The organism is Aliifodinibius sp. S!AR15-10 (assembly GCF_031569985.1).
GTDB lineage: Bacteria > Bacteroidota > Rhodothermia > Balneolales > Balneolaceae > JAMQKA01.
The window spans coordinates 37,000-63,777 of record NZ_JAMQKA010000014.1; the positions used below are offsets into that span (position 1 = coordinate 37,000).

21 protein-coding genes are annotated in these 26,778 nt (G+C 46.8%); 10 read left to right on the plus strand and 11 right to left on the minus strand.

Annotation, left to right across the window (positions count from 1 at the left end; genetic code table 11):
* Nucleotides 1-144: 144 nt before the first annotated feature.
* The 3 genes from NC796_RS11210 to NC796_RS11220 form a co-directional block, all read right to left on the minus strand.
* A complete protein-coding gene (locus tag NC796_RS11210) occupies nucleotides 145-567 on the minus strand; it encodes a VOC family protein (RefSeq protein WP_310684494.1) in 423 nt (140 codons plus the stop codon).
* Between the two features lie 239 nt (nucleotides 568-806).
* Complete coding sequence (locus NC796_RS11215; protein ID WP_310684495.1) at nucleotides 807-1,181, minus strand: hypothetical protein; 375 nt, start codon at nucleotides 1,179-1,181, stop codon at nucleotides 807-809.
* 237 nt (nucleotides 1,182-1,418) lie between these two features.
* Nucleotides 1,419-1,751 carry a TfoX/Sxy family protein gene (locus NC796_RS11220; RefSeq protein ID WP_310684496.1) on the minus strand — a complete coding sequence of 111 codons (333 nt, stop codon included), beginning with the start codon at nucleotides 1,749-1,751 and terminating at the stop codon, nucleotides 1,419-1,421.
* A 418-nt stretch (nucleotides 1,752-2,169) separates the two neighbouring features.
* On the opposite strand from NC796_RS11220, the gene NC796_RS11225 reads away from it, so the two are divergent.
* From NC796_RS11225 to NC796_RS11235, 3 genes are all read left to right on the plus strand, one after another.
* Complete coding sequence (locus NC796_RS11225; RefSeq protein WP_310684497.1) at nucleotides 2,170-3,699, plus strand: pitrilysin family protein; 1,530 nt, start codon at nucleotides 2,170-2,172, stop codon at nucleotides 3,697-3,699.
* A gap of 19 nt (nucleotides 3,700-3,718) precedes the next feature.
* On the plus strand, nucleotides 3,719-5,827 hold the full coding sequence (locus NC796_RS11230; RefSeq protein WP_310684498.1) for a pitrilysin family protein: 2,109 nt from the start codon (nucleotides 3,719-3,721) through the stop codon (nucleotides 5,825-5,827).
* A gap of 1,583 nt (nucleotides 5,828-7,410) precedes the next feature.
* A complete protein-coding gene (locus tag NC796_RS11235; RefSeq protein ID WP_310684499.1) occupies nucleotides 7,411-7,947 on the plus strand; it encodes a DinB family protein in 537 nt (178 codons plus the stop codon).
* A 20-nt stretch (nucleotides 7,948-7,967) separates the two neighbouring features.
* Here NC796_RS11235 and NC796_RS11240 read toward each other — a convergent pair whose 3' ends face one another.
* From NC796_RS11240 to NC796_RS11250, 3 genes are all read right to left on the minus strand, one after another.
* Nucleotides 7,968-8,858: a sialate O-acetylesterase gene (locus NC796_RS11240; protein ID WP_310684500.1), complete on the minus strand. Its 891-nt coding sequence runs from the start codon at nucleotides 8,856-8,858 to the stop codon at nucleotides 7,968-7,970.
* A 43-nt stretch (nucleotides 8,859-8,901) separates the two neighbouring features.
* Nucleotides 8,902-9,552 (minus strand): flavin reductase family protein, encoded by a 651-nt coding sequence (locus NC796_RS11245; protein ID WP_310684501.1) that lies wholly within the window; start codon nucleotides 9,550-9,552, stop codon nucleotides 8,902-8,904.
* Nucleotides 9,553-9,748: 196 nt separating this feature from the next.
* Entirely contained in the window at nucleotides 9,749-10,654 is a 906-nt protein-coding gene (locus NC796_RS11250) for an alpha/beta hydrolase (protein ID WP_310684502.1), read from the minus strand.
* A gap of 312 nt (nucleotides 10,655-10,966) precedes the next feature.
* On the opposite strand from NC796_RS11250, the gene NC796_RS11255 reads away from it, so the two are divergent.
* The 4 genes from NC796_RS11255 (at nucleotide 10,967) to alr (ending at nucleotide 15,789) form a co-directional block, all read left to right on the plus strand.
* On the plus strand, nucleotides 10,967-11,185 hold the full coding sequence (locus NC796_RS11255; protein WP_310684503.1) for a cold shock domain-containing protein: 219 nt from the start codon (nucleotides 10,967-10,969) through the stop codon (nucleotides 11,183-11,185).
* 193 nt (nucleotides 11,186-11,378) lie between these two features.
* Entirely contained in the window at nucleotides 11,379-12,593 is a 1,215-nt protein-coding gene (locus tag NC796_RS11260) for an ATP-grasp domain-containing protein (RefSeq protein ID WP_310684504.1), read from the plus strand.
* 38 nt (nucleotides 12,594-12,631) lie between these two features.
* Entirely contained in the window at nucleotides 12,632-14,611 is a 1,980-nt protein-coding gene (locus NC796_RS11265; RefSeq protein ID WP_310684505.1) for a hypothetical protein, read from the plus strand.
* A gap of 20 nt (nucleotides 14,612-14,631) precedes the next feature.
* Complete coding sequence (alr, locus tag NC796_RS11270) at nucleotides 14,632-15,789, plus strand: alanine racemase (RefSeq protein ID WP_310684506.1); 1,158 nt, start codon at nucleotides 14,632-14,634, stop codon at nucleotides 15,787-15,789.
* A 159-nt stretch (nucleotides 15,790-15,948) separates the two neighbouring features.
* Here the strand turns inward: alr and NC796_RS11275 are convergent, their stop codons facing one another.
* Nucleotides 15,949-16,872, minus strand: a complete 924-nt coding sequence (locus NC796_RS11275; protein ID WP_310684507.1) for a sterol desaturase family protein — start codon at nucleotides 16,870-16,872, stop codon at nucleotides 15,949-15,951.
* 141 nt (nucleotides 16,873-17,013) lie between these two features.
* Between NC796_RS11275 and NC796_RS11280 the strand changes: the two genes are divergently transcribed.
* Nucleotides 17,014-17,787, plus strand: a complete 774-nt coding sequence (locus NC796_RS11280; RefSeq protein ID WP_310684508.1) for an outer membrane lipoprotein-sorting protein — start codon at nucleotides 17,014-17,016, stop codon at nucleotides 17,785-17,787.
* Between the two features lie 9 nt (nucleotides 17,788-17,796).
* Nucleotides 17,797-18,792 (plus strand): hypothetical protein, encoded by a 996-nt coding sequence (locus tag NC796_RS11285; RefSeq protein ID WP_310684509.1) that lies wholly within the window; start codon nucleotides 17,797-17,799, stop codon nucleotides 18,790-18,792.
* Here NC796_RS11285 and NC796_RS11290 read toward each other — a convergent pair.
* The 3 genes from NC796_RS11290 to NC796_RS11300 all read right to left on the minus strand — a co-directional run bounded on the left by NC796_RS11290 (nucleotide 18,782) and on the right by NC796_RS11300 (nucleotide 22,153).
* On the minus strand, nucleotides 18,782-19,780 hold the full coding sequence (locus tag NC796_RS11290; RefSeq protein WP_310684510.1) for a universal stress protein: 999 nt from the start codon (nucleotides 19,778-19,780) through the stop codon (nucleotides 18,782-18,784). The genes NC796_RS11285 and NC796_RS11290 overlap by 11 nt on opposite strands.
* 369 nt (nucleotides 19,781-20,149) lie before the next feature.
* Complete coding sequence (locus NC796_RS11295; protein ID WP_310684511.1) at nucleotides 20,150-21,310, minus strand: DUF368 domain-containing protein; 1,161 nt, start codon at nucleotides 21,308-21,310, stop codon at nucleotides 20,150-20,152.
* Between the two features lie 165 nt (nucleotides 21,311-21,475).
* Nucleotides 21,476-22,153, minus strand: a complete 678-nt coding sequence (locus tag NC796_RS11300) for a protein-L-isoaspartate(D-aspartate) O-methyltransferase (protein ID WP_310684512.1) — start codon at nucleotides 22,151-22,153, stop codon at nucleotides 21,476-21,478.
* Between the two features lie 255 nt (nucleotides 22,154-22,408).
* Here NC796_RS11300 and NC796_RS11305 point away from each other — a divergent pair, with 255 nt between their 5' ends.
* Nucleotides 22,409-25,489 (plus strand): AsmA-like C-terminal region-containing protein, encoded by a 3,081-nt coding sequence (locus tag NC796_RS11305; protein WP_310684513.1) that lies wholly within the window; start codon nucleotides 22,409-22,411, stop codon nucleotides 25,487-25,489.
* A gap of 170 nt (nucleotides 25,490-25,659) precedes the next feature.
* On the opposite strand, the gene NC796_RS11310 is transcribed toward NC796_RS11305, so the two are convergent.
* Entirely contained in the window at nucleotides 25,660-26,691 is a 1,032-nt protein-coding gene (locus NC796_RS11310; protein WP_310684514.1) for a LacI family DNA-binding transcriptional regulator, read from the minus strand.
* Between the last annotated feature and the right edge of the window lie 87 nt (nucleotides 26,692-26,778).

The window sequence follows — 26,778 nt, forward strand, 5'->3', positions numbered from 1 at the left end:
TCTAAAAGCATTAGCCTGCCAAGAGTGGGAAAAGACTGAACCGTTACCACCCTACTCATTCATCCTATAACGCCGATTACGCTGCTCATATCAGCTACTATTAATCATTTTTGGAGAGACTGAACTGTCAATTAATCACTCTTACTAGCCCCTAACCTCACTAATCTCTAAAAGGTGTCCATCGGGATCGCGAAAGAAGCATCGAATTTCACCCCCGCGGTCATATGGAGACGTCAAAAACCGGGCACCTCTTTTTCGCAAGATCTCGTACGCCTCATGGCAGTTGGGTACTCGGATTGTAAGCTGGTGGCTTACCAGATCTGGATCGGTGGGCGGGGCAAATGTAACGGAGGGTTTGTCTGGCGTGGGGCCGCCGCCCGTGACAATAAGCAGCCATACTCCCTGGAATTGAAGCACGCAGGAGGTCCCGCCATACTCTCGGTAGATCTCTGCACCTAGTACTCCATGATAGAATTTCTTTGACCGATCGAGATCACTGACAACCAGCAATTGCGTTAGCTCTACACCTTCGGCAGGGAATACTTCCTTCGCTTTCCTTTTCTGCATGATCACCTCGCTGATTTAATGAAAACTGATAACTTATTAAAGCAATATTACGGTAATTTGATAATATCCTGGAAATTTCCCTACTATCTGAATCGCAAGCAGATAACTATCTTAATCGGATCGGGATTACTATCTGCCTATGACCAGATAGTAATCTTAATTGGATTTAGATAATAGGGAGATTTGGACTTTCCCGATTAGGTATCTTGAACTGGATCATCGGGGCACAAATTTGGACCTCAATACTGCGTATTTTGTTGTTCCTCTACAAGTCTTACGAGCATGGCCATCGAGCTTTTTGTCGAATAATATTCCCTGGCTGAATACACCAAAATTACGAGCAGGACTCCCCAGGCACTGAGACCTAAAACAAGATCAAACAAATTGGGGTTCTCTCCATACTCGATCAGGCTGATAATTCCATAAGCAGAGAAAAAGCAAACGTTTAAGAGTACCAATGAAAACACTTTTCTCGCTTTCCTGATCTGTATCCTGGCGAAATCCACATACTTACCCTGCTCTAATAGCTTCTTATCATTGTAAAGGAAAAATGTTGATGTCTTATTTAACTCCTCTTCAAAGAATTCTTTAATAATCTCTTGAGATATTATCATAATTCATGCTTTGAATTTCGAAAACGAAAGATTAGAACCAACGCAAATAGACCTAATTATTTCGAATTTTTCAGGAAATGACAAAATTGACCCAAACGTATACACTTCTTCAAAATGTTTATCTCTACAAAAAAACCTCCGCTTTAACAGCCTAAAGATTCTCCACTAAACAGAATCCACGTGTAAAAAAAGAGACAGATGTGAGTTTAAGCATCAATCATGAATAGCAAAATGTTATTAATTCTTGGGTGGTAATGATGCCACAAATCCGATACAAATGTCTATCCATTCCCTGAGTTCTGAATCCCTGGATATTCCTTCAGGGGTAACGTATATCATTCCTTTCATCGGTTTGCCGGTAAAATTCATTTCCTCTGCATACTTTTTTGCAAGATGGGATTTGTAGTTGTCAGGTCCAACCCGGGCCATCAGTTTGTCACCCACAATGCCACAACACATATGATTGGAGACCATAAAACATAGACCACCAAACATTTTCTTTTCCTCAACATCTGCCCGGTTTTGCAATTGCTCCCGAATTCTTTGAGCTAACCCTTCATCATACGGCATTTACCCCTCCTTAAATATTGGTTTATATTGCACTGAGTTATTATAAACAGCCTCTCGCAGAATAATGTTATTCAATAGAATTGTATTTTGCTAAAACATAATTTCAAGGAGATAAATCTTTTCGAGTGACCTCAATGTAAGCTTTAATAGCCTTTGCCTATGCCGGGAATGGGGAACTAAAAAACTATAAATACTAAATATAATGGGGTAGTAGTTACCATCCTGTGCAATACCATTGTAAGCATCGCCCAAAGTACCAGATCACAAAAAGGGGAATGATACAAGTTGATAGTTTTTGGCAGATATGTATTTTACTTGCCCTGTCATCTGAAACACTAGCTTTCAGAATTCGAACACGTTAATCGCGTTATTATTACAACTCAATTACAATTAATATTAATTTAAAATCAGGAGACGCATGAAGTTTAAATCATTATTCTTCACCGTCAGTCTTGTACTGTTATTCCTCGCATCGGGTTTTCAGGCGGAGGCGCAATCCCTTGAAGACTTCGAAGAAAAAGTAACCGAATTCACCCTTGATAACGGGCTTACATTCCTAGTCATTGAACGACCAATTGCCCCGGTCGTCAGCTTCGTTACCTACGTTGATGTTGGCGGAGCAAATGAGCCGGTTGGCCACACTGGTATTGCCCATATTTTTGAGCATATGGCATTTAAAGGCACCCAATACATCGGGACCAATAACTGGAAAAAGGAAAAAAAGGCCTTGGATAAACTGGACCAGGCATACCAAATGTGGCTGGAAGAGAAATACAGCCCAAATCCAGACTCAACCCAGCTTTCCAAGCTGTGGGAGAACTTCCAGCAGCAACAGGAAGAAGCCAAGCAGTATGTAGTTAATAACGAGTTTTCACAGATCATTGAACGGAATGGGGGCACTGGTCTGAACGCCGGAACGGGCGCCGACCAGACTGTTTATTTTTACAGCCTGCCAGAAAACCGCACGGAACTCTGGTTCAGCCTGGAATCGGATCGATTTAAGAACCCGGTATTCCGTGAATTTTATGTTGAAAAAGAGGTCGTACGCGAAGAGCGCCGCATGCGCACCGAATCGAGTCCCATCGGTCGGCTTGTTGAAGAGTTTTTATCGGTAGCGTACACCGCCCATCCATATGGACGTCCGGTGGTGGGTTGGGACTCCGACATCACGGCAACCACCATGGAAGATGCGCGTGAGTTCTACAACACATATTATGTCCCCAACAATATTACCATTGCTATTGCAGGTGATGTAAATCCCGACAACATCAAAAACCTGGCCAAAACCTACTTTGGGGGACTGAAGGAAGGTCCGGAGCCTCCCCCCGTCTACACCAAGGAGCCGGAACAACGGGGAGAACGACGTTTCGAGATGGTGGAACAAAATCAGCCTATATATCTGATGGGCTATCACACAGTACCGCAGGACCATCCCGACTTTGAAGCACTGCAGTTGTTAGGTAGTGTTATCTCGGGTGGACGCACCTCGCGGCTTTACAAACGGATGGTAGAAGAGGAACAGACCGCCCTGCAGGTTTCGGCCTTTAACGGTTTTCCCGGCACAAAGTTCGAGACGATGTTCATGACACTGGCCGTTCCGAACCGAGGCGTCAGCATTGATACGGTGGAGACTACAATCTACGAGGAGATTGAAAAGATTAAAGATGGTGATATCACGCAGGAGGAGTTGGAACGCGCCAAGACCAATGCCCGCGCCGGACTGATCCGCAGCCTCGATTCCAACAGTGGACTGGCACGTGCTTTTGCTTCAGCCGAAGCGCAGAAGGGCGACTGGCGCAGTGTATTCACTGACCTCGAAGATCTGCAGCAGGTCACACTTGACGACCTACAGCGCGTTGCTGAAACATATTTCACCCAAGACAACCGCACGGTCGGAATTATCAAGAATGCAGAAGAGACGCAGGAGGTTGCTGATGCGAATCAATAAGAAGAGAATAATCGATATTATGAATCGATCTGGAGAACGAATCATGAAACGAGTAACAAGCTTTGTAATCTTGGTTTTATGCCTGGGCATGATGAGTGCTCATGCCCAGAAACGGTATGATGAATTGACTTTCCCTGAGCTCAACGAATTTCAACGCCCGGATGTCGAGACTTTCACCCTCGACAACGGTATCAAATTCTTCCTTGTAGAAGATGATGAGCTCCCCCTTATCGATCTTTCAGTAAATATCCGAACCGGGGGAGTGCTGGTACCCAACGAAAAGGCAGGGTTGGCCTCTATAACGGGCTCGGTCATCCGTTCTGGCGGCTCTGTGAACTATCCCGCGGACACACTGAACCAGATACTGGAGAACCGTGCGGCGAGCATGGAGACCGGCATTGGCTTTACGTCGGGCGGTGCAAGCATGAATGTTCTGAAGGAGGATTTCAGCGAATTACTCCCCATATTTGTGGATCTGCTGAAGCATCCAGCCCTGCCGCAGGAAAAAATTGACCTGGAGAAGAAACAGGTTAAAAGTAGCATCTCACGCCGCAATGACAACCAGCGCCAGATCGGTTCCCGTGAGTTTGAACGTTTGATCTACGGCAAGAATTCGGTCTATGGAAGGCTGACGGAATACGAAACAGTCAACAATATTACGCGGGAGGATCTCGTCAACTTCCATGCAAACCACTTTGTCGGCAACAATATGATGGTTGGTATTGTTGGTGATTTTGATGCAGATCAAATTAAAGAGCAACTTACCGAGGCTTTCAGTGAGATTGCTCCTGGCAGCCGTACCGAACTCAATTTTCCAGAAATCGATTACGATTACCAAAGCACGATCAACTTTATCGACAAGCCAGATGTCAACCAGAGCTATGTACTAATGGGACATATCGGCGGGCTTCGCAGCAACCCCGACTATCCCAAAGTGCAGGTTATGAACGAAGTGCTCAGCGGTGGCTTCTCCGGTCGACTCTTCCAGGTGGTGCGCACTGACATGGGGCTGGCGTACGCGGTATTTGGCTCCTATGAGATGAACACCTTTTATCCCGGCCAGTTTTACACTGGTGTGATGACCAAAAGTGCTACAACGGCAGAAGCAATCGATGCCATCATCGAACAGATCAAACGCCTTCAAAATGAGCCCATTAAGAAGCAGGAGCTGAGCGACATCAAAGATCAGTTCCTGAATTCCATGGTCTTCCGTTATGATAGCTACGAGGAGGTACTCAGCCGACGTATGTCCAATGAGTATCGTGAGCTACCAGAAGATGCTTTTGAAAAATTTATCGAAGGCGTACGATCAACGACCATTAAAGATGTCCAGCAGATGGCGCAAAAGTACATGAAACCTGACAGTATGCAAATATTGGTAGTGGGAAATAAGGAGGAGATTGGCGATCAACTTCAAAAGTACGGAAACGTCAACGAGATCGATATCAGTATTCCGCAACCCGGGCAGGAAAAAGCTCAGGAAGAGGTGGCCGGTGATGCCACTAAAGGCCGCGCCCTGCTCGACAAGATGGCCAACGCCCTGATCGCCCCCGAACAGAAGCTGGACAGCATAAGCATTGAAGCGGAAGTTACGCAGTTTGGGTCCAACATTCCGGGCGGAAGCATGAGCCTCCAGGTGTCTCAGAATATCGATTATCCTGATGCCATAAAGCAGACGGTACAAACGCCCAATGGCACCATAACGCTCAACTATGAGGGTGGACAGGGAACCATGTCGATGATGGGGCAAGAGCGTCCCCTGCCGCCGCAACAGGCCAAGTCGTTGAAGGAGAGCCTCAACCGGAAGTACCTGGCTGTGGCGAAACAGAATGGCGAGCTCAAGCCTCAATTTATCGGTATGGAAGAGTTCGAGGGTTCACAATATGCGAAGGTGAGCATCAATATCAATGACAAGAACATCACCTATCTCATTGATCCAAACACCGGCTATCCCCGCGTAATGCGGTACCAGCAGTTTAACCCACAGCAGGGCAGCCAGGTACAGGTTGAAGAACGCTATTCTGACTGGCAGACGGTCGACGGCGTCTCGTATGCCTACCAGGAGATCACCTTCAGTGAGGGAGAAAAAGCCGCAGAGTCGGTGATAAAATCGCACGAGGTGAACTAGACAGAGTACAAATAATTTGTTTTTCAAAGGCCGGTGTAGAAGCCGGCCTTTTTTTATTAATACTACCTTACCTTAATATTATCTGCCCTCTCTTTTCCAGAGAAATTCACATCGCGCAGGATGTTGGTGCGATGTAATGTTAATGTTGAATTACAGATTCACCGGAAATAAAGTGGTCACCCTTTAGGCAAATCATTGGTGAAAGGCTGGAACTGATGTTCGAAGCCTGCACTCCGTAGTTTTAAACGAAGGAGTGGGGGCCTGGGGATGTTCAGATAGTTCTTTTCATCTTTAACATGTTCATTTTTTGTATGACCAAAAACTGCCCGTGGGCGGACTGAAGAACTGTCCACCAAAATGTAGTAGGTACACCAATCTCTTGTTAAGGAAAATTCAATTCCCATTAGTATGAGAATCCAATTCTCATACTAAGGAGGATCATCTTCCCGTACTAAGGAGAAGGGCCTTCTCATAGTAAGGAGACTTCAGACCATGCTTCAAGGGTTATTACATTCATAATTAATTAATTTTAAAAATGTTCCAGAACGGGCAGTAAAAGGAATAAAATGGCTCCCTTTTGGAAAAACCACTGTGAAAAGTATCGATTAGAGTCCGCAGGGGATTAGGAGACTTTTAGAATAGCCATTGCGGGGATTCTATGGATTCGGTATATCTTGCTTATTTCATATTCAAAAGCCCTAACGAGAAAAACTTTTGGTAGCAACATGATGAAAAACCGAAGCATTTCTGTTTGACGAGGGGCTGGCTATGGACTAAATCAGAGGCTGTTTTGGTATCAGCCGCGAGGAGTTAAATGCTTCTTGGGTTTTTGATTCGTTTTGGGCCAAGCCAAAATGAATACCTCTCAAGGTAACTTGGCTCCTAATTGGGCACTGGAAGTTTTCTCTCATTGGAATGTCCATTTTTTTATCGATAAAAATCCGCCGGTGGGCGGACTAGCAAACTGTCCACCACATCAGCCCCGTGGAGTTATCCCAAAAGTTTTCGGGAGGCCTTTTCGTCTCTTTTGTTCCGTGTCCGACTACTGGCGCGATCAAGACAAAAGGGACACCTGAAAAAGGGAGTCGGCTCCTAATTCACAACCAAAGACCTTCTCCCATTGTGGTATTCATTTTTTTATCGATAAAAAAACGAATCAAAAAAATCGCCGGCTGAGGAAAACCTTCCCTGAAGGGCACTGCGTTACGCTAAAAAAATCACAGATTTTTTCTTCACGCTTCCCTCCGTTTCCTTCCGGGCGGTCAGCTTTTCAAGGCCGGAGATGGGAAGCTCTCAATGGTTTTTTGCATATAGCAATAGTTATTACAGAATAAGGTAGCTAAAAGCTTTAACTCAAAACTCAATCAACGCGCCTCTCTCCCTGCTGGTAGGGAGCGAACAAGCTCGCTCTACGAAGCCTTGAGCGTAGTTGAGAGAGGATCACCAAAAGGCAATAATGCTTTCTTCACGCCTCCTTTCGTGCATAGTCGACCCATAAATCACAAGGCCGGAAGTTGGAAGTTAAAACCGACATTGATAGTTTAATCGCACGGCAGAATCCGAACAAATATGTTAGATCAATTATGAAATCAATTTGGGATACACGTCCTTCCAAAGGCGAATACGGCCCATTCTATCAGACATATATCGACAAGCTGAGACCAGGCAACATCATTGACATACTGGAGAGTCAAGGCGACGAGGTCAACAGGCTTATCATGTCACAGGATGAAGAACAGGCACTGCACCGTTATGAGGAAGAAAAGTGGAGTGTTAAGGAGGTATTTGGGCATATGATGGATACCGAGCGGGTATTTTGCCACCGGGCGCTTTCCATTAGTCGCAATGATCCGAATGACCTGCCCGGGTTTGAACAGGATGATTATGTGAATGCGGTAGACTTTGATACACGCAGTATTGAAAGCCTGGCCAGGGAACAAGTTGCTCTTCGGGAAAATACCATCCAACTGTTTAAAGGCTTTTCCAAACAGATGCTCGAACGAACAGGTATTGCCAACAATTACTCGCTCTCGGTTCGTGCTGTTCCATTTATTATTGCCGGACATGAACGCCATCATCTCCTCCTGCTTGAAAGCAGGTATGGACTGCAGCTGCCGTAACGCCGGTCACAATTTCTACTTTATTCTCGTAGCCGATCCATCGCTTCGGCAAAACGCTTTCCCAGCTGCAGGTAGGTTTCGCTGTCGTAATGCCAAGCGTCGAGCCAGCCGTGTCCTTCCGGGGGCTGTACAAGAGCGGCATTAGTGTCTTGTTCTACAAACGTCTGTTGTGCTTCCTGGACTATTTCAGCCCAGGGAAGTGCGGGTTTGCTTCCCTCCATACCGGTTCCCGAAATTTGGCCAATCACAACGGGCAGATTCTGTATTCCAGTCAATGACCGTATCCGGCGGATCACTTTTGCCAGGTTGACGCTATAGGCTCTTGCTATCTCCTCACTGTAGGCCGCATCACTTTCGCCCTGCATCCAGACGATACCACTCGGTTTTAACTCCATTTCAGTACCCTGTCCAAAACTGTCCTTCTTATTTGTTGCCCTCAGGTAATGATATTCAAAATGTGTCCACTGGTTTATCCCGTTGTTGATATCGAAATCCGGGTCCCAACATCCCCAGTCATCAGGGGTATCGGGATGTATGGAGGAACCGCCTTTTGCATATTTGAAGAGTGCTATATTTTGGTCGGGTTGCAGCTCCTTTAATCTCCTGGCAAAGGATAGCTCAGGACCAAATCGATCCGAAAGCACCTGCTCTACTTTATCGCCCTGGGTAAAACGATGCCCGTAGCCGTGGCCGGGCTGCAACGTTTCCCACTTGCCAAGATCCTGCACCGGCTGCTGATCATCTCTTCGAGTGGGATTATAGATGATCGTCCCCTCCTGTGGCGCGTTCAACTCTGATGGCAGATCAGATACGAAACCCATTCCATCCATGTTGGACTGACCGGCCAGGATGTACAGGTGATAGGTCACGGGATCTTCGTTGGTTCTTGACCGACTAGAACGTTCAGACATTTGAAGTCATTTTTTTCTACCAGGAACAGGAACCAGAGAGGGATTATAACCCGGGTCTCTGTAACTTTTCATCAATACGCACATAATCCAGTTGATCTATCTGCTTTGTGGTGTGATATCCATCGACACCGCTGATTGCCACGCTTCCCGCTTGTTCGATATCGATCGTGAAATCCTCCCGGATCGATGCTTCATGGACCCAAACTTCTTCTATAGCACCGACCAGCAGGCGCGTTTTGTTTGCTTTGACAACGTGTTCTTCCACAAGCCTGAGTCCAATCCTGATACGCGACTCTTCTACATAGGGTGCCGGACAGCCTTCGGAGTACCACGGGGTGAGACCGCTCGACTCAAACTCAGAAATATCCTCACGATAATTGCCAGAGGTCTGGTGTGCCTGTTGGTAGATATCACTGTTCACATGATTGATGGTGTAGCAACCGTCATTCTCCCTGATATTATCATAGGTATGGCGAGGCACCGTCGTGGGGCGGAGGATACACCCCAGCAGTGGCGGATTGGAACCAAGGTGCATGACCGAACTAAAGATGGCCAGGTTTTCTGTCCCCTCTTTGCTGCTCGTGCCTACCAGGTTAGCACTCTTAAAGCCGGGGAGTGAATTAATCAGCTTTAAGCGCGGTACTTTTGACATCGAATCAATATCGGCGCGAGTAATATGTTTAAGATCGCTCATAAACGAAGCATTTCATCTTGTTTGGATTCGCAGAACAAACAATTCACAACAGCTCGATCATTCCCTCATATGCCCAAATACCGACACATAAAGTCTTCAGTAATCACATACCTCACGATTCCCCTCTTCAATCCTTCAGCTTTTCCATCACTCAGCCTTCAATCCTCCATCATCCAATCCTTCACACCTTCATCCCTCAATCCTTCAAAAGTCCCCTGCTTCGCATCCAGCTCTCACACAGGTCCGGCCAGGTTGAAAGCTCGGGATCATCGGGTGCCAGACCAAAGCCGTGGGGGCCATCTTCAAAAAGGTGCATCTCCACAGGTATATCGTGATCTATCAGCGACTCATATAGCTGCAGGCTGTTTTGCACGGGCACAGCTGTGTCGTTGGTACCGTGAATAATAAATGCGGGTGGCGTTTGGTCGGTGACCTGCTTCTCATTGGAGAGATACTGTACGAGCCCTTCATCGGGATTTTCTCCAAGCAGATGGTGACGCGAGCCCCGGTGGGTGTAATCCAGCTCCAGGGTCACCACGGGATAAATAAGAACCATGAAATCAGGACGAGATGGTTGGCGATCGATGCTGTTTGCCGCACTGGGATCCCCAAAGTCGAAATGTGTGCCAGCGGTAGAAGCCAGGTGACCCCCGGCGGAAAAACCGAGTATCCCGATCTTATCTTTTTCTACGCCCCATTGGCTGGCGTTGGCGCGCACAGTTCGGATCGCACGCTGGGCGTCATTGATTTGTGAGGGGTGATTGTATCGCTCTCCGAGGCGATATTTTACTACAAAAGCAGCTACCCCCAGCTCGTTCAGCCAGCGAGCCACTTTGTATCCCTCCTTTTCCATTGCCAAGTGAACATACCCCCCGCCGGGATAGATAACGACTCCAGTCCCCGTAGCCTTCGATTTTTCCGGCAAAAAAACAGCCATTGTTGGTTTATCCACATCGGTATCTCCCTTGGCGTTCTGAACGCCATCAGGCCACAGCATCAAGGTTTCATCGGCACCCTCTTGCGCAGCGGCCGGTCCCGCCGAAATCAATATTCCAGTAAATATCACCAGTGCTAAGCTCAATAACAATTTTCGTGTATGCATCTTTCTCATTTTTTAAATCATCATTTTGAACAACAGTAAACAACTCTGCCAACTTCTACAAGTTTTACTATTCCATAGAATATTAACCGCTGTTTCCCTGATTATTTATTCATAATTATGGTAAAGAAATGCGACAATAGGTAATCAAACCAAGCCATCCAAAATAAAATAGGTATTGTAATCAATTAGATGTACCTTAATACGTTATAATTAATTACCCACCTAGAAAGTGAACTTTATTTGGAAAGACGCGTTAACCCAACTCCTTTCATTAGACGAAGCCTATAGGTGCATAAATAAAACACAGTACTAATGGCACAACAAGGCAAAATTAAATTTTTCGATTCAAAAAAAGGTTTTGGATTTATCGCTCCCGATGAAGGTGGCAAAGATGTTTTTGTTCACCGCAACAACGTTGAAAATCTTGGTTTTGACCAAGGCTTGGAAGACGATGAAGCTGTAGAATTTGATGTCGAAGAAACACCCAAAGGCTTAAGCGCGATCAACGTTCGGAGCCTTGATTATAAATAGTTTGAAGTGATTCAGACTTTTTCTGCAAAGCCTGCTCTCCACGGAGTGGGCTTTTTTATTTACCAGACAATTTCTCATCCCGAATTGAGTATCAAACCAAAGCAGGTAAATTAATAGAAATGATTCCAACGTCATTTTAGTTATTAACACTGCGACATCAGAATTGTAAGTTGAATATAATCAATTACTTCTTATGTCTAATTGTATTGCCCTGTTAGGATGGAGCCTTCCTGCTATTGAAAGCGTCGAAAAACTTGACAAACCCTACGTTGTAGTTAGCTTTCCCGATTTTGAAAATTATGCCAACGAACACGACATCCCGTTTGTGAGCTGGGATTTTAATCACTGGGACGAGTCTCAAAACTCCCTGCAACTTGCAGAAAAACTAAAGGCCTTTAATGCCGATTTGGCCGTTCCCCTCTTTGAGGAGACCGTAGAATGGGCGGGTGCATTAAACTCACTATTTCGTAATGATCCAAGGCTGTTAAACCGCGCCTATCTTTTCAGAAATAAAGCGATGATGAAACGCAAAGCCTTGCTGGCCGGCTTGCGGGTTGGTCTGTTTGATGAGGTTTACAATACTAATCAAGTCCACCAGTTTATGGATCGCCTCAATGAAGCGAACCTTCAATTGGAAGGTGAAGAGGATTCATGGGTTCATCTGAAACCGTTTTCTTCCGCAGGTACTGTGGGACACAAACTGCTGCGCTCTCGGGAGGATATCCAGGATAAGGTAATTGACAAAGACTTCCCCTGCATGGTAGAGAGTCACCTTCCCGGGCAAGAGTTCTCCTGCGAAGCCTTCATCCACAATGGAGAGATAAAGTTTATGAATATCACCGAGTATGTTCGCCTCGGGTATTCCAACTATGTGCCCGCCGGTCCTGAGCTGCAGGAAAAACGACCCAAGATCAAGGAGGCGATGCAAAAGCTTGTGGATGCTTTTGGTATCGAATACGGCATGATCCACCCCGAATGGTTTCTCACAGAGAATGATGAACTGAGTTTTGGGGAAGTCGCCTGTCGCATTCCGGGTGGTCACATCCTGGAGCTGGTGAGTAAATCCTACGGCTTTGATGCTATCCAGGCGCTGGTGCTCTGCAGCGATCCCGATACGACGTCAGAAGAGCTGGATGAGTTCTTCCCCGATGACACGCAAACCGACATCTATCACGGCAGCCTGATGGTGTATCCCAAAAGGGGACATATCACAAAACTGGAATTCCCCGAAGAACTGGAGGAAGATCCCTATTTTGAAGAGCACACCCTGTATCCGCCAAGTCCCCACAAGGTGAATGACCGTGAGGGATATGGCAATCACTATGGCACTGTATTTTTCCGGGGAGAAGATCCGGGCCGAATGAAGGAGTTGCTGCGCCACTATCGCGAAGTTGACTTCTATGTATAAATTTAATTCCAATCAAAATTTCACAGAACGGTCATTTAATGGAGGTATCTGTTGACGCTCCTAAAACAATTGTTGCACAGTTCAATCGCGCACTGGAACGTTTGCAGGGGGGGCAATCCTTCGCAATCGAACAGTATAAACCACGCCTGATGAGTGCCGTTCACCGGTTGCTGGAGGCCCCAGGTGGACTCAATTTTCTATACCATCGAATTGGAGAACTTCACGAAGTCCAGATCTTTAACGGGTCAGCATGGGATGATCCAAAATCCCTCGTTCCGTCACTTGTGGGAGGTACGCTTAAATCAGGTGGTGAAGCCACTGATTTCGAGATCCTGAGTGAACTTCGAATGCTGGCTATTGCCAGGGAGCAGATCCGGGATGATCGGATTTCTACAGAAGAATCGCGGACTTTCCTGCAAAAAACACTGGCAAATAATCTCGAATTCCTATTCCCTGATGGTTCGGAGCAGGCCCGTAAAATATCGGATGATCTGTGGGATAAAATCCAGAGATTGTTCGAATTAGTCTCGAGGGAAATTCCGCTGGAGGGAATAAAGCATAATCTGCTGGAAGAGGTCGAGATGATCTGTGCACAGCGACCAGTCGTGACGGATCGCGTTCACCAAATTATCCAGTTTGTTCGGCAAGAACTTACCCTGGACCCGGATTCCCCAACTGATCAGAGTCTGCAGGAGTATGTGGATTCCGTTTTTTTCCCGACACTATACCTGCGTAATAACAGGGAAATTTCGCTGGAGGCATACGGTGATTACCTTGAGTTGGCAGATAGTGAAACACTGAAATCGGAGTGCCTGCAGATGGGGCAGGCAATGAACGCCACCGGCCTGACGAGTCCCTGGCACAGCATTCTGCTAAGAAAAGTAGCAGATCAGCCGGTACGTATTCACCAAGCGCTGGCCCTGAATCAATCGGGCAAGGCTGAGCTGCTGGAGCACAAAGCTTTTGTCAAAGAGCTAATCATCAGTGTTATTTCCCCGGTTACTCATCGCTGTATTTATGGGCTGGGACGTCTGCTGGAACGAAATCTACTGTCCCACCAACCTGTGATGAGTGGGCTAAAACGGTTGCTGAACCTAAACATCCATCCTTCCATCAGGGACAACATTCTGCAGTCTACATTGGCAAAAAGATCGGAAAAGCCCGATCCCAGGATTCTGTTAACAGCTGATACGCTCAGCGTTCTTGGACAACCGTTGGGCATTGGGCAGGGCTGGAATCCGACCTGCCAGTCGGCACGGGGCATCAGCCTGTGGAGCCGACACGCCCCGGGGAAATTGCTGAATATGCTTATCACCGCAGCCACTGAAAACAATCTCTCCATGCGCTTTGAGGGCACAGAGCTTAACTCATCCGAACTCACGAAAGGACTTGCCAAAGAATTCGATTTTCATCTCGATATGGTTTCGATTGTCCTCGTTCCCCACCTGGATCGCATCTACAACGATATGATGCGCCGCTGTGCCATGCGTCCTGACGACGGCCACAAATGGGTAAACCCGGCGATGTACGGGCAGTGGGTGCCAAACGGTTTCATATCAGCGTACGATACCACCACGAACTCCATAAAAAACTATGAACAGTTTGTGCGTACGTTTTACGCCACCCATCACCCGCTGTATAACGGGGGACACGACCTTGCATATCCCAATCCCGTGGGAATTTTTATCACTTCCTCGACAGGCAAACTGCTGGGATTTCACGCCGTCTCGATACTGCGTGTCGCCGAACATGCCGGCCAAATGCGGGTTTACTTTTTGAACCCCAACAATGAGGGGCGGCAAAGCTGGGGACCGGGTCTGGAGCCCACGGTCGCCGGGCACGGTGAGCGATACGGGGAATCCTCTCTTCCCTTTTACCAATTTGCCTCCCGCATTTACGCATTTCATTACCTGAAGGCGGACCTTTCAGACCCTCAGTCCATACCGGCAGAAAAAATAGATCGGGTTATTAAAATTGCTCGTAACAGCTGGGGAGATTCATATACCTGGACTGATTAATCATTAAACAATATTCTGATATGCACCGTCACTCGTCACGAATTGAACTTAGTGAAGCAGCCTTAAAGAATAACCTGGACTTCATTCGTTCCAATATCGGGGGTGACACAATAATCTCTTCTGTTGTTAAAGCCAATGCCTACGGTCATGGGATACATGACTTTGTGCCTTTGGCGGAAGAATGTGGAATCAGGCATTTTGCCGTTGCTTCCAGTTACGAGGCAGAAGAGGTAGTTGAGGCCCGAACCACTGATGCGGATGTAATGATAATGGGCATTCTGTATCCCGAGGACCTGCCCTGGGTCATTAAACATGAGATTGAGTATTTCGTTTATGATTTTCACCGGCTGGAACGATCGGTTGACATTGCTAAACAAGTAGGGAAAAAGGCCCGCATCCACCTGGAATTGGAAACAGGGGGTAATCGTACGGGGCTGGAGCCGGAAAAACTGGATCAAACGATAGCGTTTATCAAAAAAAATCTTGACTACCTGGAGTTAGAAGGAGTCTGCACACACTATGCCGGCATAGAATCGCTTTCCAACCAGTTCCGGATTCAACAACAGGAACAGCTTTTTGAACAGATGTACGAGCGAATTACTGATGCCGGGATTGAACCAAACTTGAGACACACAGCCTGCTCAGCTGGTGCACTCGCCTTCCCGGAGACAGTGATGGATATGGTGCGGGTTGGTACAGCACAGTACGGCCTGTGGCCGAGCCCGGATATTTATAATCTCCACCTGATGCAGGAGAAGGACAATGCAGAACATACGCTTGAGCAGGTGCTGAGCTGGAAAACAAATATTATGCATCTCAAAGATGTAGCAGAAGGCCAGTATATCGGCTATGGTACCGCTTTCCAGGCATCCCGCGACATGAGGGTGGCCGTGATCCCAATTGGATACGGCAATGGCTACGCACGCAGCCTCTCCAACAATGGCGAAGTACTGATTCACGGCCAAAAGACCCCGATTGTAGGCTCTGTCAACATGAATGTTTTTATGGTTGATGTGACCGACCTGGATGGGGTAAATATTAGAGATAAGGTAGTACTGATCGGTCAACAAAACGGGGAGTCGATCTCCATAAAATCCTTCACGGAAGGAAATTATGCCATCAATAATGAGTTTATCAGTCGTCTACCGGCTGCCATACCGAGAAAAGTTGTGTCTTAAAGCTCTGTGGTTTAAGGGTGCCACAGATCCACACAGATAATTTTTGTTTGGGCACTCCTGTCCCCCCATCTAGTTTGTAATACTCATCTTTTGAGTGGAGAAAAACCGCCGATAGCTGAGCTGAAGAACTTCCAAAAAATCGAAGTTCCCTTTTTACCATTATTCCTCTATAGGAGCTGCAATTTCCTGTTTCTTTTCTTCTTTTTCCCGGGCTTCATTCTCTTTCACGGCCCGTGCCTGTTCTGCAGGACTGGCAAAAAGTATCCACAAATACTCCTTCCACCCGGAAGCTTTCTTCAAATCTTTCCAGATATCGATAAACTCATGAAATACCAGGTAGATCGGGTTGTAGGATTCCGGGGGTTTCGTGATACCGTAATTGGGGGTATTCAACTCAGGCTGGAACGTACCGAATATCCGGTCCCAGATAATAAATGTAGATCCGTAATTTTTATCCAGGTAGTGGTCGTCCTTGGCGTGATGCACCCGGTGGTGAGAAGGAGTCGTAAAAAAGAACTCGATGGGTCGCGGCAGCTTATCGATCATCTCGGTGTGGATCCAGAACTGGTAGAGAACTGCAATCTGGTGGCAAATAAAGAAGACAACCGGATGGAAACCCGCCATGGCTACCGGAAGAAAGAAGATCACTTTGAAACCCTGCACCCAGGACAAGCGAAATGAAACTGAAAAGTTGTACTGCTCGGAGGAGTGATGGGGGACATGCGTTGCCCACCAAATTCGCTGTTCGTGGGCAATACGATGCGCCCAATACCTGCAAAAGTCTAGGAAGATAAAACACAGTGGATACGACCACCACGTGTGCGGCACGCGCCAGGGCATCATGTTATAGAAAAACAAAATTAGCCCAAATATACTAATCTTGGTTGCTGAGCTTACGATTATATTACCAACGCCGATGGCTGTAGATGCCCAAAAATCCTTGGCATCATACCGGTCTTTCTTTTGATAATAACTTATGCCCCATTCCAGAAAAACAAGGGCAAACATTACAGGAGCAGCGTAAATAATGATGGGAGGAAGCCCCATATTCATCAGTTCATCAACGGTGATAAGTTCTGGCATATAAAGGTCGAAAGTTGTCGAAAATTAAGTAGCCCTAAAGCTATCGTATATAATGATCAATAAAAAAAATTAAAACTTTTGGGATTGGCAAAATGGATGGACTTGTTAATAAAACCAATTAATTCGAATAATACATGACTAATGAGAAAATTTTTACACGTTACTTTCACACTTATTTGGTTTGTCCCACTGGTTGGTATCGCCCAAAATGCCGCACAAGACGAAAATGCACGCCAAATATTTGAAGAAGTGGACCGCCGCCGGGAGAGCATCACATTTGAAACTGCTGATATGCAGATGATCATCTATGACAGCCGTGGAAGAACTCGCAACCGGCAAATTCAATCTTTCAGTTACAACAAAGGAGAAACCAGCAAGACCCTGCTTATTTTTGAGGAGCCCGGTAATGTTCGGGGAACGGGGTTCCTGACACTCAGTGAGAATAGTGACGAAGTGCAGAAGCTTTTCCTGCCTGCCTTGGGACGGATAAAAATTATTTCAGCCTCTGAGAAAAGCGACCGATTTATGGGGAGTGATTTTACCTACGAAGATCTCGGAGACCGAGAGCCTGAAGACTATAACTTCCAGATGGAAGCGGAGACTGACACTTCGTACGTACTGCGGGCTGAGAAGAAGGGACAAAGCCAGTATGCGTGGATCCATTTTTATATTCATCCTGAACGATACCTAGTTCAACAAATTGAATACTTCAACGAGCAGGGAGAAATGATAAAACGTCTCGAGACCGCGAATTACGAGGAGGTCAAAGAGGACGTATGGCAAGCCAATTTTATGGTGATGCACGACTTGGTAGAGAATCGCAAAACAGAACTAAAATGGAGCAATCGCCAAATTGACGAACCAATAGCGGACTGGCGCTTTACCGATCGCGGCCTGCGGCGGGGTACCGACTAGGTGAAATTTATGCATAGAATGGCAATATTGGGGAGAATCAAAAAGGACCTAATCCACTGGCTGGTGAACACATTCGAAAATACAATCTTCGCGACCGCACTGTTAGTTATCGCAATACTGTTTGAATCGGGGTGCAAACATCACCAGGATCGCTATATTTCGCAACAGTCTGCTGTAGGAAATGACTCTACATTTGGCCACCCTGTCAGTGTGGGCAAAATTCAGTCTGGTGAGATGGATGAAGTGTCCGGTATTGCAGTAAGTCGCCACAATTCCAACTATATCTGGGCACACAATGACAGTGGTGATGACCCGCGGCTTTTCCTGGTTGACAAAGAGGGAAAACTTGTTCGTTCTTATCATCTGGCGGGGGCTGAAAATCGAGACTGGGAGGACATGGCGATAGGCCCCGGCCCTAACAGCAACAGAACCTACCTTTATGTGGCAGACATTGGTGATAACTCACCGTCAGAGGAGATTCTGCAGATCTACCGCCTGCCGGAGCCGGAATTTATCCCTAACACAAGTCAACCTGTTGATACCCTCGAGAATGTCGAAAAGCTGGAGTTCCGCTACCCGGAAAACAGATCATACAACGCGGAGACCCTTCTTATAGACCCATTGACTCGTGATCTCTATATTGTGACCAAATATGAAGGTCAGGAAAAACTTTTCCGCCTCTCCTATCCCCAGGCAACCTCCAATGTGGATACAGCCGAACTCACCGGAACTATCCCGTTCTTCGGAATGCTGGGCGGGGATATCTCAGCAGATGGCCGTATGATCATATTGAAGACACAGACACAAGTTTTGATCTGGCATCTCAATGAGGAAGAGACTCCGACATCAATTACTGATAAAATTCCGGGCAGGCTGCCATACAATGAAGAACCCCAGGGAGAAGCCCTCGGTATCGCCCCCGATGGTTCCGGATACTACACGATCAGCGAATACGTTGGCGGAAAAAGCCCTGTGATTTACTACTATCCCCGTATCACGAAGTAGCTTGCTCAAGCTCCTCTTTTGGAGGCTTAAAAGTCAGCACCGGCATGTCCACGTGTAATGCCACTTTCTCGGTAGTAGAACCCAGGAAGAAGTGAGCAAGTCCACTGTGCCCGTGGGTGGTCATTACAATGAGATCCGAATGGCTGGGGGCGTAATTTTCAATCTCATAATGCGCAGAAAGTCCCTTTTCAATCACCGTATGTAACGGGAAGTTTTTGGAAGATGAATTCCCCGTGACAACAAGCTCATCTTCCATTTTTCGATCTCCCCTCTTTATCTCAATATTCTGCAGCTTATTCGATTTGAGATGTGCTCCCAGTTTTTCGATTATCGACTCATAAATATCAGATTCATCGGTGTTTCCCGGGCGGCGCTTCATACTCTCCGACAGCGAACCGTAGAGTCCCCGAACGTGGAAAAGCGTAATTTCAGCGTCATAGATATTCGCAAGCGTCAGCACCATTGGCAGACATTTGAAGGAGAGCAGAGAGGCATCAGTGGGCAGCAGAATTCGTTTTATACCTCCTGCTTTGAGGCGGTTGTCGACCGTAAAAACCGGCACCGAAGAATGGCGAATAACTTTTTCCGTAATACTTCCCCGAAGCAGATCTGAACTGTGTTCACCCCGCGCCGCCATAACAATGAGATCATAGCCGTTTTCAGCTGCATAGTCGGTAATTGCCTTTGATGGTTTCCGCTCAATCCGAACAATTGCCTCCCCTTTATTGTCCTCCTTGAGGTAGTCATCCATCAGTGACTTCAGCCGATGACTCGCCCCATCCTTCACGTGTGGATACAGGTCTTCATCCATATCCAACGGTACCCCAAGCTTGCTTATGCTTTCACTGAAGTACCTGAGGGTTGGAACAATGTGTATCAAGTCAACTTTAGCCCCGAAATGTGATGCCAAATCCTGGGCATGAGTGTAAGCAAAAATAGCCTCCTCAGAAAAGTCGGTCGGAACGAGTATCTTTTTAATCTCCATCATGGCAAGCTTCCCTTCTTGATTCAAAAAATGTGAACCAGCAACCACTTTTATGATTGTTGGCAGTTATTCTTGTAAGAGGAATGTAAAACCTGAATGTGAATTTTTAGTCAATTTTTGGGATTTAGCCCGGATTTCTCACCAAGAATTTTTTTCGTCAGCAAGGCGAAGGTAAAATGGTGACGGAAACGTACCGAGGTACGTTGAGTAAGCCCATTTTAACCTTCAATGCAGCTTACGGAGAAATTTCGCAGGAAAAACACTCTGTCATCTTTATATTGAATTGGAAAATAAGTGTAAGTTATTGCCTGTCAATAGGTTATGGTATTCTTCACAAAATACTTGTGAGAAATACGGGCTAGTTGCAGTTCGCTAGTCGCGATCTACGAAGCTCATGTAGTCAAGCGCCCCCACCATAAGCAACCCGATCAGGATTCCCACAACTCCACTCCAAAAATTCTCAGTGCCCGGTCCTTCTTTCGTCATATATGGCACATAGGGATCAGTTTCAATTAGCTTCTGTTTAACGGTCTGAATCTCCACCTGTTTGGTATTTTCGGAGACTACCACCTCTCCCAGCCGCTCATATTCCGGTCGATTTTGATTCGCGGGATTTTTGCGTAGCTGCTCGGCCCGGGGATGATCATACACCACAAGTTCAGTATTGGTCACGGTTTCATGGAAGGTTCGGTCCTGGTAGGGCCAAATGACGTAAAGCGATCCAATGAGGAAGCCGATCAGCACAGCAAGTGTCAAACCGTAATACCGACTGAGCAGCCAAGATAGCAGCCTGGAAAACAGGGCAAGCCCCACGGCCGCACCGGCAAAAAAGGTAAGCAATACCAGCACTGGTTCAATCGATTCTCCCAGGGAGGCTACTTGTGATAGAATGTAATCGTATTTGCGAAGTATCAGCAACAGGTAAGAGCCAGAGATACCGGGCAGGATCATGGCACAGATCGCAATAGAGCCGCTAAAAAACACAAACAGGCTGGTTTCCGGGGTGTCAGTCGGTACCAGCGTTACCACCCAAAACCCGACCAGGGTGCCCACAAAAATAAAGAGGCCATGCTTCCAGTCGAACGATTCGATCGCTTTCACCAGGATGTAGATCGATCCGACAATCAGCCCGAAAAACAGGCCGAAAATCAGCTCCGGCTTGGTGAACATATAGACCTGCAGCGGCACGATGCGGGTGAAGAACAGGACTGCAGAAATGATACCACTGAATAGCATCACCAAAAACTTCCAGTGAATAACGCCCAATGCTGATTGCCATTGTAAGGTAAAGAGATCCTTTATGAACCTGATATTGGCACTTTTGATAGCGTTGATCAGCCGCTTATAAATGCCCAGAATCAGGGCCAGTGTCCCCCCGCTCACACCGGGCACAATGTCGGCCGATCCCATCAGGAAGCCCTTGACCAACAGAACCGGCCACTCCTTCCAGGAGGTTTTTTCTGATTTTTGGGATTCTTCTGCGGATGTTTTCTGGGTTTTGTTTTCTTCAATCACGTTTTTTTCAGTGGCCAATTTACAGGGGTCAGTGTGTCAGTTACCGGGAATAGTATAATGTAAAAATTGGTGAGTTTGCAGGGGTAGATTTAAACCTTGGAAGATATGGTGAGCTGGTGAGCATCTAGAATAGTTTGAGCGGTCTTTGATTGATAGGTGTTAAACTAATCACTGACACACTGACTACTGTTTCCCCCCATTCCATCCCTTTTCGCCTATCAGGGGGACGAACTTGAAATCTTTATAGTTTTCTTCCTCAAACTCATCTTTCCGGATCTTGATAATCCGTTTCATCACCTGGCGCGAAGCGTCACCAACAGGAATCACAAGGCGACCGTTGATATTGAGCTGTTTTACCAGCTCGTCGGGCACTACAGGGGCCCCGGCCGTAACAACAATCGCATCATAAGGGGCATAGGCCGACCATCCCATCGTTCCATCGCCCAGCTTAAGCTGCACTTTGTACCCCAGTTCTCGAAGAATGGCGCGGGCGCGTTCATAAAGCTCCTCATGCCGTTCAATACTGTAGACTTCCGCTCCCATTTCGCACAAAATGGCTGCCTGGTATCCCGAACCCGTGCCGATCTCCAAAACCTTTTCGCCGGGCATGACCTCCAGCAATTCCGTTTGTCGCGCCACGGTATAGGGCTGAGAAATCGTCTGCTCTTTACCGATTGGAAGTGCCGTATCTTTATACGCTCTGTCGGCCAGTGCCGTATCCACAAATTGATGACGTGGTACTATGCTAAACGCTTCGAGCACGCGCTCGTCTTTTATTCCCTTGTTTCGCAATATATCCACAAGGCGGCGTCGGCGTTGTTTGAATTTAAGATCTCCGTGACCGGAACCCCAATTAAGCATATAGAATCCAAATGCAATTTTTAGAAAATGCGTTACAATTACTTATCTAAACATAAGGAACTTGAGCCAATAAAACGGATTTTAATTTAATTTGAAACCCCGTCTGCCTGAGATATATGGTGTACTGATTCCTTTCATGAATTTAAGTACAACTTCAAGTCCCCAACCAAAAACACATGCAAATTTTAATATGTGAGATGGCGTTTTTTAGTTAATTTTATCTTTTAAATCTGTTCATTAGCTGATACCCCAATTATGAAAACATTCCTTAAGATATTTTCCGGATTACTGCTATTCATTATTGTAGTACTCATTGGACTCAACCTCTATTTCACCGACGAACGCCTGAAAGAAACGATCATGCCCTATGTTGAAGAGGGGATCGGTCGGCCGGTACAGGTGGATGCCATGTCACTGACTTTTTTCAGAACATTTCCGCGTCCGGGTTTCAGCATCAGCGGGCTGAGTGTGCCCGGGGATTCGCCTGCTGACACGCTTCTTTCCCTAGATGAGTTTGTTGCCAGCGTTGAGCTCTTTTCACTATTCGGTAATGAAATCAGCATCGCTGAAATCCGGCTGCTAAATCCACGCTTTACCTACCAAGTGTACGAGGATAGTACAACCAACCTGGATTTTTTGCTCGCTGAAGAGACTGACACTACCGAGGAAGCTGGTACATTACAGCTTAACATCCCAAAATTTACCGTCTCAGGTGGTGACTTTGGTTACCAGGATGCCACCTCCAACACGACGGTTCACCTGGTTGACCTAAACGCTGACATATCGCTGCGTTATGCTGATTTGATTAACAGTACCATCGACATTGAACTCGGGGGACTCACGGCACAGGTCGACAGCAGTCGCTATGTAAACGGCCTGCCGCTAAGCCTTTCCCAGAGTTCCAGCATTGACCTGAAAAATGAGATAATGAACCTGGAGAGCGGCACTTTTTCCATTCGCGGGCTGGCCCTTAACCTAACGGGATCGATCAGCAACTGGAGTGCCAATACTCCTTCTATCGATCTGAAGTTCAACTCTTCGTCCGACAATTTCGGTGAACTGCTGCGGCTGGTGCCCGATGAATACCGAGAGCAGGTGGCCGGCCTTGAAACGCGTGGTGGACTGTCAATTTCAGGCAGTGTCTCGGGGAATGTGGGTGGCGAGTTGCTGCCCTCTTTCTCAGCAGATATCAGTGTTACGGACGGGTACCTGAGAAACCCGAATCTCCCGGAACCAATTCAGAATATCCAGCTTACTGCCAGCGCCAGCAATGAGCTTATCACCATGGACAAGTTTGAAGCCACTGCGGGATCAAATGTGATTTCTGCCAGTGGCAGACTGGAACAGCCCCTCAATGAAGATGCTCCATTTAGCCTGGACCTTAACGGCGATGTAGACCTGGCGACGGTAGATCAGTTTTATCCACTCGGTGATTTCTCCATTGAGCGTTTGGGCGGCAAGCTTTCAGTTAATGCCACGGCCAGCGGGCGTCTCAACAAACCGGAGGAAGCCCAGTTCAATGCTGATGTGAGCCTGGCCAACGGCCTCCTCAAATATTCCGATGTCCCCAATCCGATTGAAAATATTTCAATAAATGCCAAGGCTAACCAGGATTTGGTCACTATCAATTCTTTTGGCCTGAACGCGGCACAAAACAAGCTCTCGCTTAAGGGCCAGGTTCGAAATCCTCTCGATGAGGCCAATCGCACGGTAGACCTGACGACCGACCTGTTTTTTGATCTAGCTAGCATCAAGAACTTCTACCCGATTGATGAAGATACGCTTCAACTTCGTGGTGAACTCACTGCCAATGCCACTCTAAAGGGCAATGCAGAAGAGATTGAGCGAGCGATACAAAGTGGGTCTGTCAACCTGCAGAACGGGTACATAGCTTATCAAAAGATTGGCGAACCGATCGAAAATATTACGCTCAATTCCAACCTGCAGGGAAATCGTATTTCCATCAGTAATGCCAGCTTCCGTACTGGAAAAAATGATCTGAAACTGTCTGGATCGGTAACAAATTACCTGGGCGAAAACCCGGTACTCGACCTCCGCGTGCAGGGCAATGCCCAGTTTGCCGAGATCCAAAATTACTACGACCTGCGTCCCGCTATCAATGAACTCACAGGCACTGGACAACTCGACCTTTCCGTTCAGGGAGCGTTGCAGGAACCCGAAAACATGCGATTCAATGGTCGTGCGGTGGTCAACAACGTCAATATGAGTGGTGATTCCCTGGGGCAACCGGTCAGCAACCTGAATGGAGAACTGAAGCTGAGTCCCAAATCCGTAGATCTTACCGGCCTGAGCTTTAAACTGGGTTCTTCTGACCTTAACCTGGGAGGCTCCCTTCAAAACTATATGGAGTACCTGGAACTGGCGGAAAACCGTGCAACCACGCCCAATCTGACAGGCACCTTTAAAAGCAGCCTGTTCAATATGGATGAACTTATTGACTGGGAAGATACCACTGAAGCTTCCCCGATCCCTATTGAGCTACCGGATCTTACCAGCTCAGTTACCGCCAACATCGGCACTCTAATTATTACGGGCGTAAAAATGACCAATCTTGAGGCACAGGCGGGAACAACTCCAACACAGATTAAGCTGGACCGCGCCTTCATTGAGCTTTTTGAGGGCACTGCTACCGGTTCATTCGTCTGGAATGTCCCGCAACCTGATCGTACCAACCTGAACTTCAAAGGAGAGCTTGACAGCCTCAATATCAATGCCTTCTTCAGGGAATTCCCTGTGATGGGCGAAAAAAGCAAGTTTCATGAACATGTTACCGGGGCATTCAGCGCTAATATCAGTTACTACTCTGAGCTGGACGTGTACCTGGATCCCGACATCTCAACTACCAAAATGGACGGTACCTTCACCATGACCAAATCACGGGTCAAAGGTCATCCGCTGCAAAACCAGCTGGCCACAATGCTCAAAGCAGATGAGCTCCGCAATATCGCTCTCGATGAGTCGGAAACTCAGTTTTCTGTTAATAACAGCATTATGACCATTAAAAACCTGGGACTGACAAGCGGTGACATTGGTGCTAACATGAGCGGTACCCGCCACCTGGTTAGTAATAAAATCGATTACAAACTCAGCCTTTTCCTGCCGGGACGATTCCGCGACCGCATCGCTTCCATCATATCAGGACAGGCCGTGGATGCCCTTACACAGGACAACGGCACCATTATGCTGCCGCTGCGAGTAACAGGCACGCAAGATAGTCCAACTGTTCGACCCGACCAGGATGTCATCAAACCGATCCTCAAGGATCTTATCAAGGATAAGGCCGGCGATGCCATACGAAGTCTTTTTGGAAATTAGGTGACGGGTGACGGGTGTCCCTGCAGTCAAATCAATTTTTAGATTTTTCTCAGGATTCTGCCGGTTTCCGGTCTCCCTTTCTTAAGTAAAGGTTAAAGCACTTTTGGAAAGCCACGCCCTTCAAAAATCAAAAGAGGATAGAAATACCGCACGTGATCAGCCTTAATAGGTTACTGGCCATTATTTTTATCCCTGGCAAATGAGGTTGATTTTCGAACAATAAGCTTGGGCTCTAGCGAAACCTGTACGGCTGCCCTCCCAGGATCGGCAATTCTTTGAAGAAAAAGCTCCGCAGCTCGTCTTCCCATTTCATATGCCGGCTGACTGATAACTGTAAGAGGAGAAGTAATAGCAGTAGCCCAGGGGGTGTCATCATACATCACAATAGAGATATCCTCAGGTATTTTCAGATTCATTTCATTAATAGCCTCCAAAGCGCCCAGGGTCATTAAGTTATTTGTAATAAAAATAGCAGACGGACGGGGCGAAACCTCCAATAATTTTTTTGTCAATTTATACGCCTGTTCCGAGCTTCTCGGATCGCCCTCCACAATAAGGTCTTCGTTGACTTCAAGCTTGTTATCCTTTAATGCCTGTTCATATCCATTCTGGCGATCATCGAAGGAAGAGAATTGATGTGAGCTCGAAATAATAGCTATTTGCTCATGCCCTAAATTAATTAAATGGGAAACCGCGATATATCCCCCCTTATGATTGTTCACCACCACGGCATCAACCGACTCCCTTGCCAGCTTTCGATCGACACAAACCACCGGGATGCCATATTCAATCAAACACTCATCCAGGACCTTACCATACTGATGGATAGGAGGTAGAATTACCCCATCAACTGATTCTGATCGCAAAACATCCAGGTAAAATCGCTCTTTGTTAGGGTTCTCATCAGAATTGCAGAGAATAACGGCATACTTATTTTTATAGGCGACATCTTCAATTCCCCTGACAATGTTAGAATAAAATTGATTTTGGATATCGGGAATAATGAGTCCCAGTAATTTAGATCTACCCTTGGATCCCCGAAGACGCTGGGCTACCCTGCTGGGTTTGTATTCGAGTTTACGCATCGCCCTTTGAACACGCTCACGTGTATCCGCACTTACTTTGTTAGAGTTGTTTATAACCCGGGATACAGTCGTCACAGAAACCTCTGCTTTTTTAGCGACTTCTTTCAGTGTAGACATTGGCAACTTTCTTTCTTCAAAGATTAATTTTCTGGATCCAATTTATGGTATCATTTTCCTAAAATAATTCTGACTACCGATACTTTG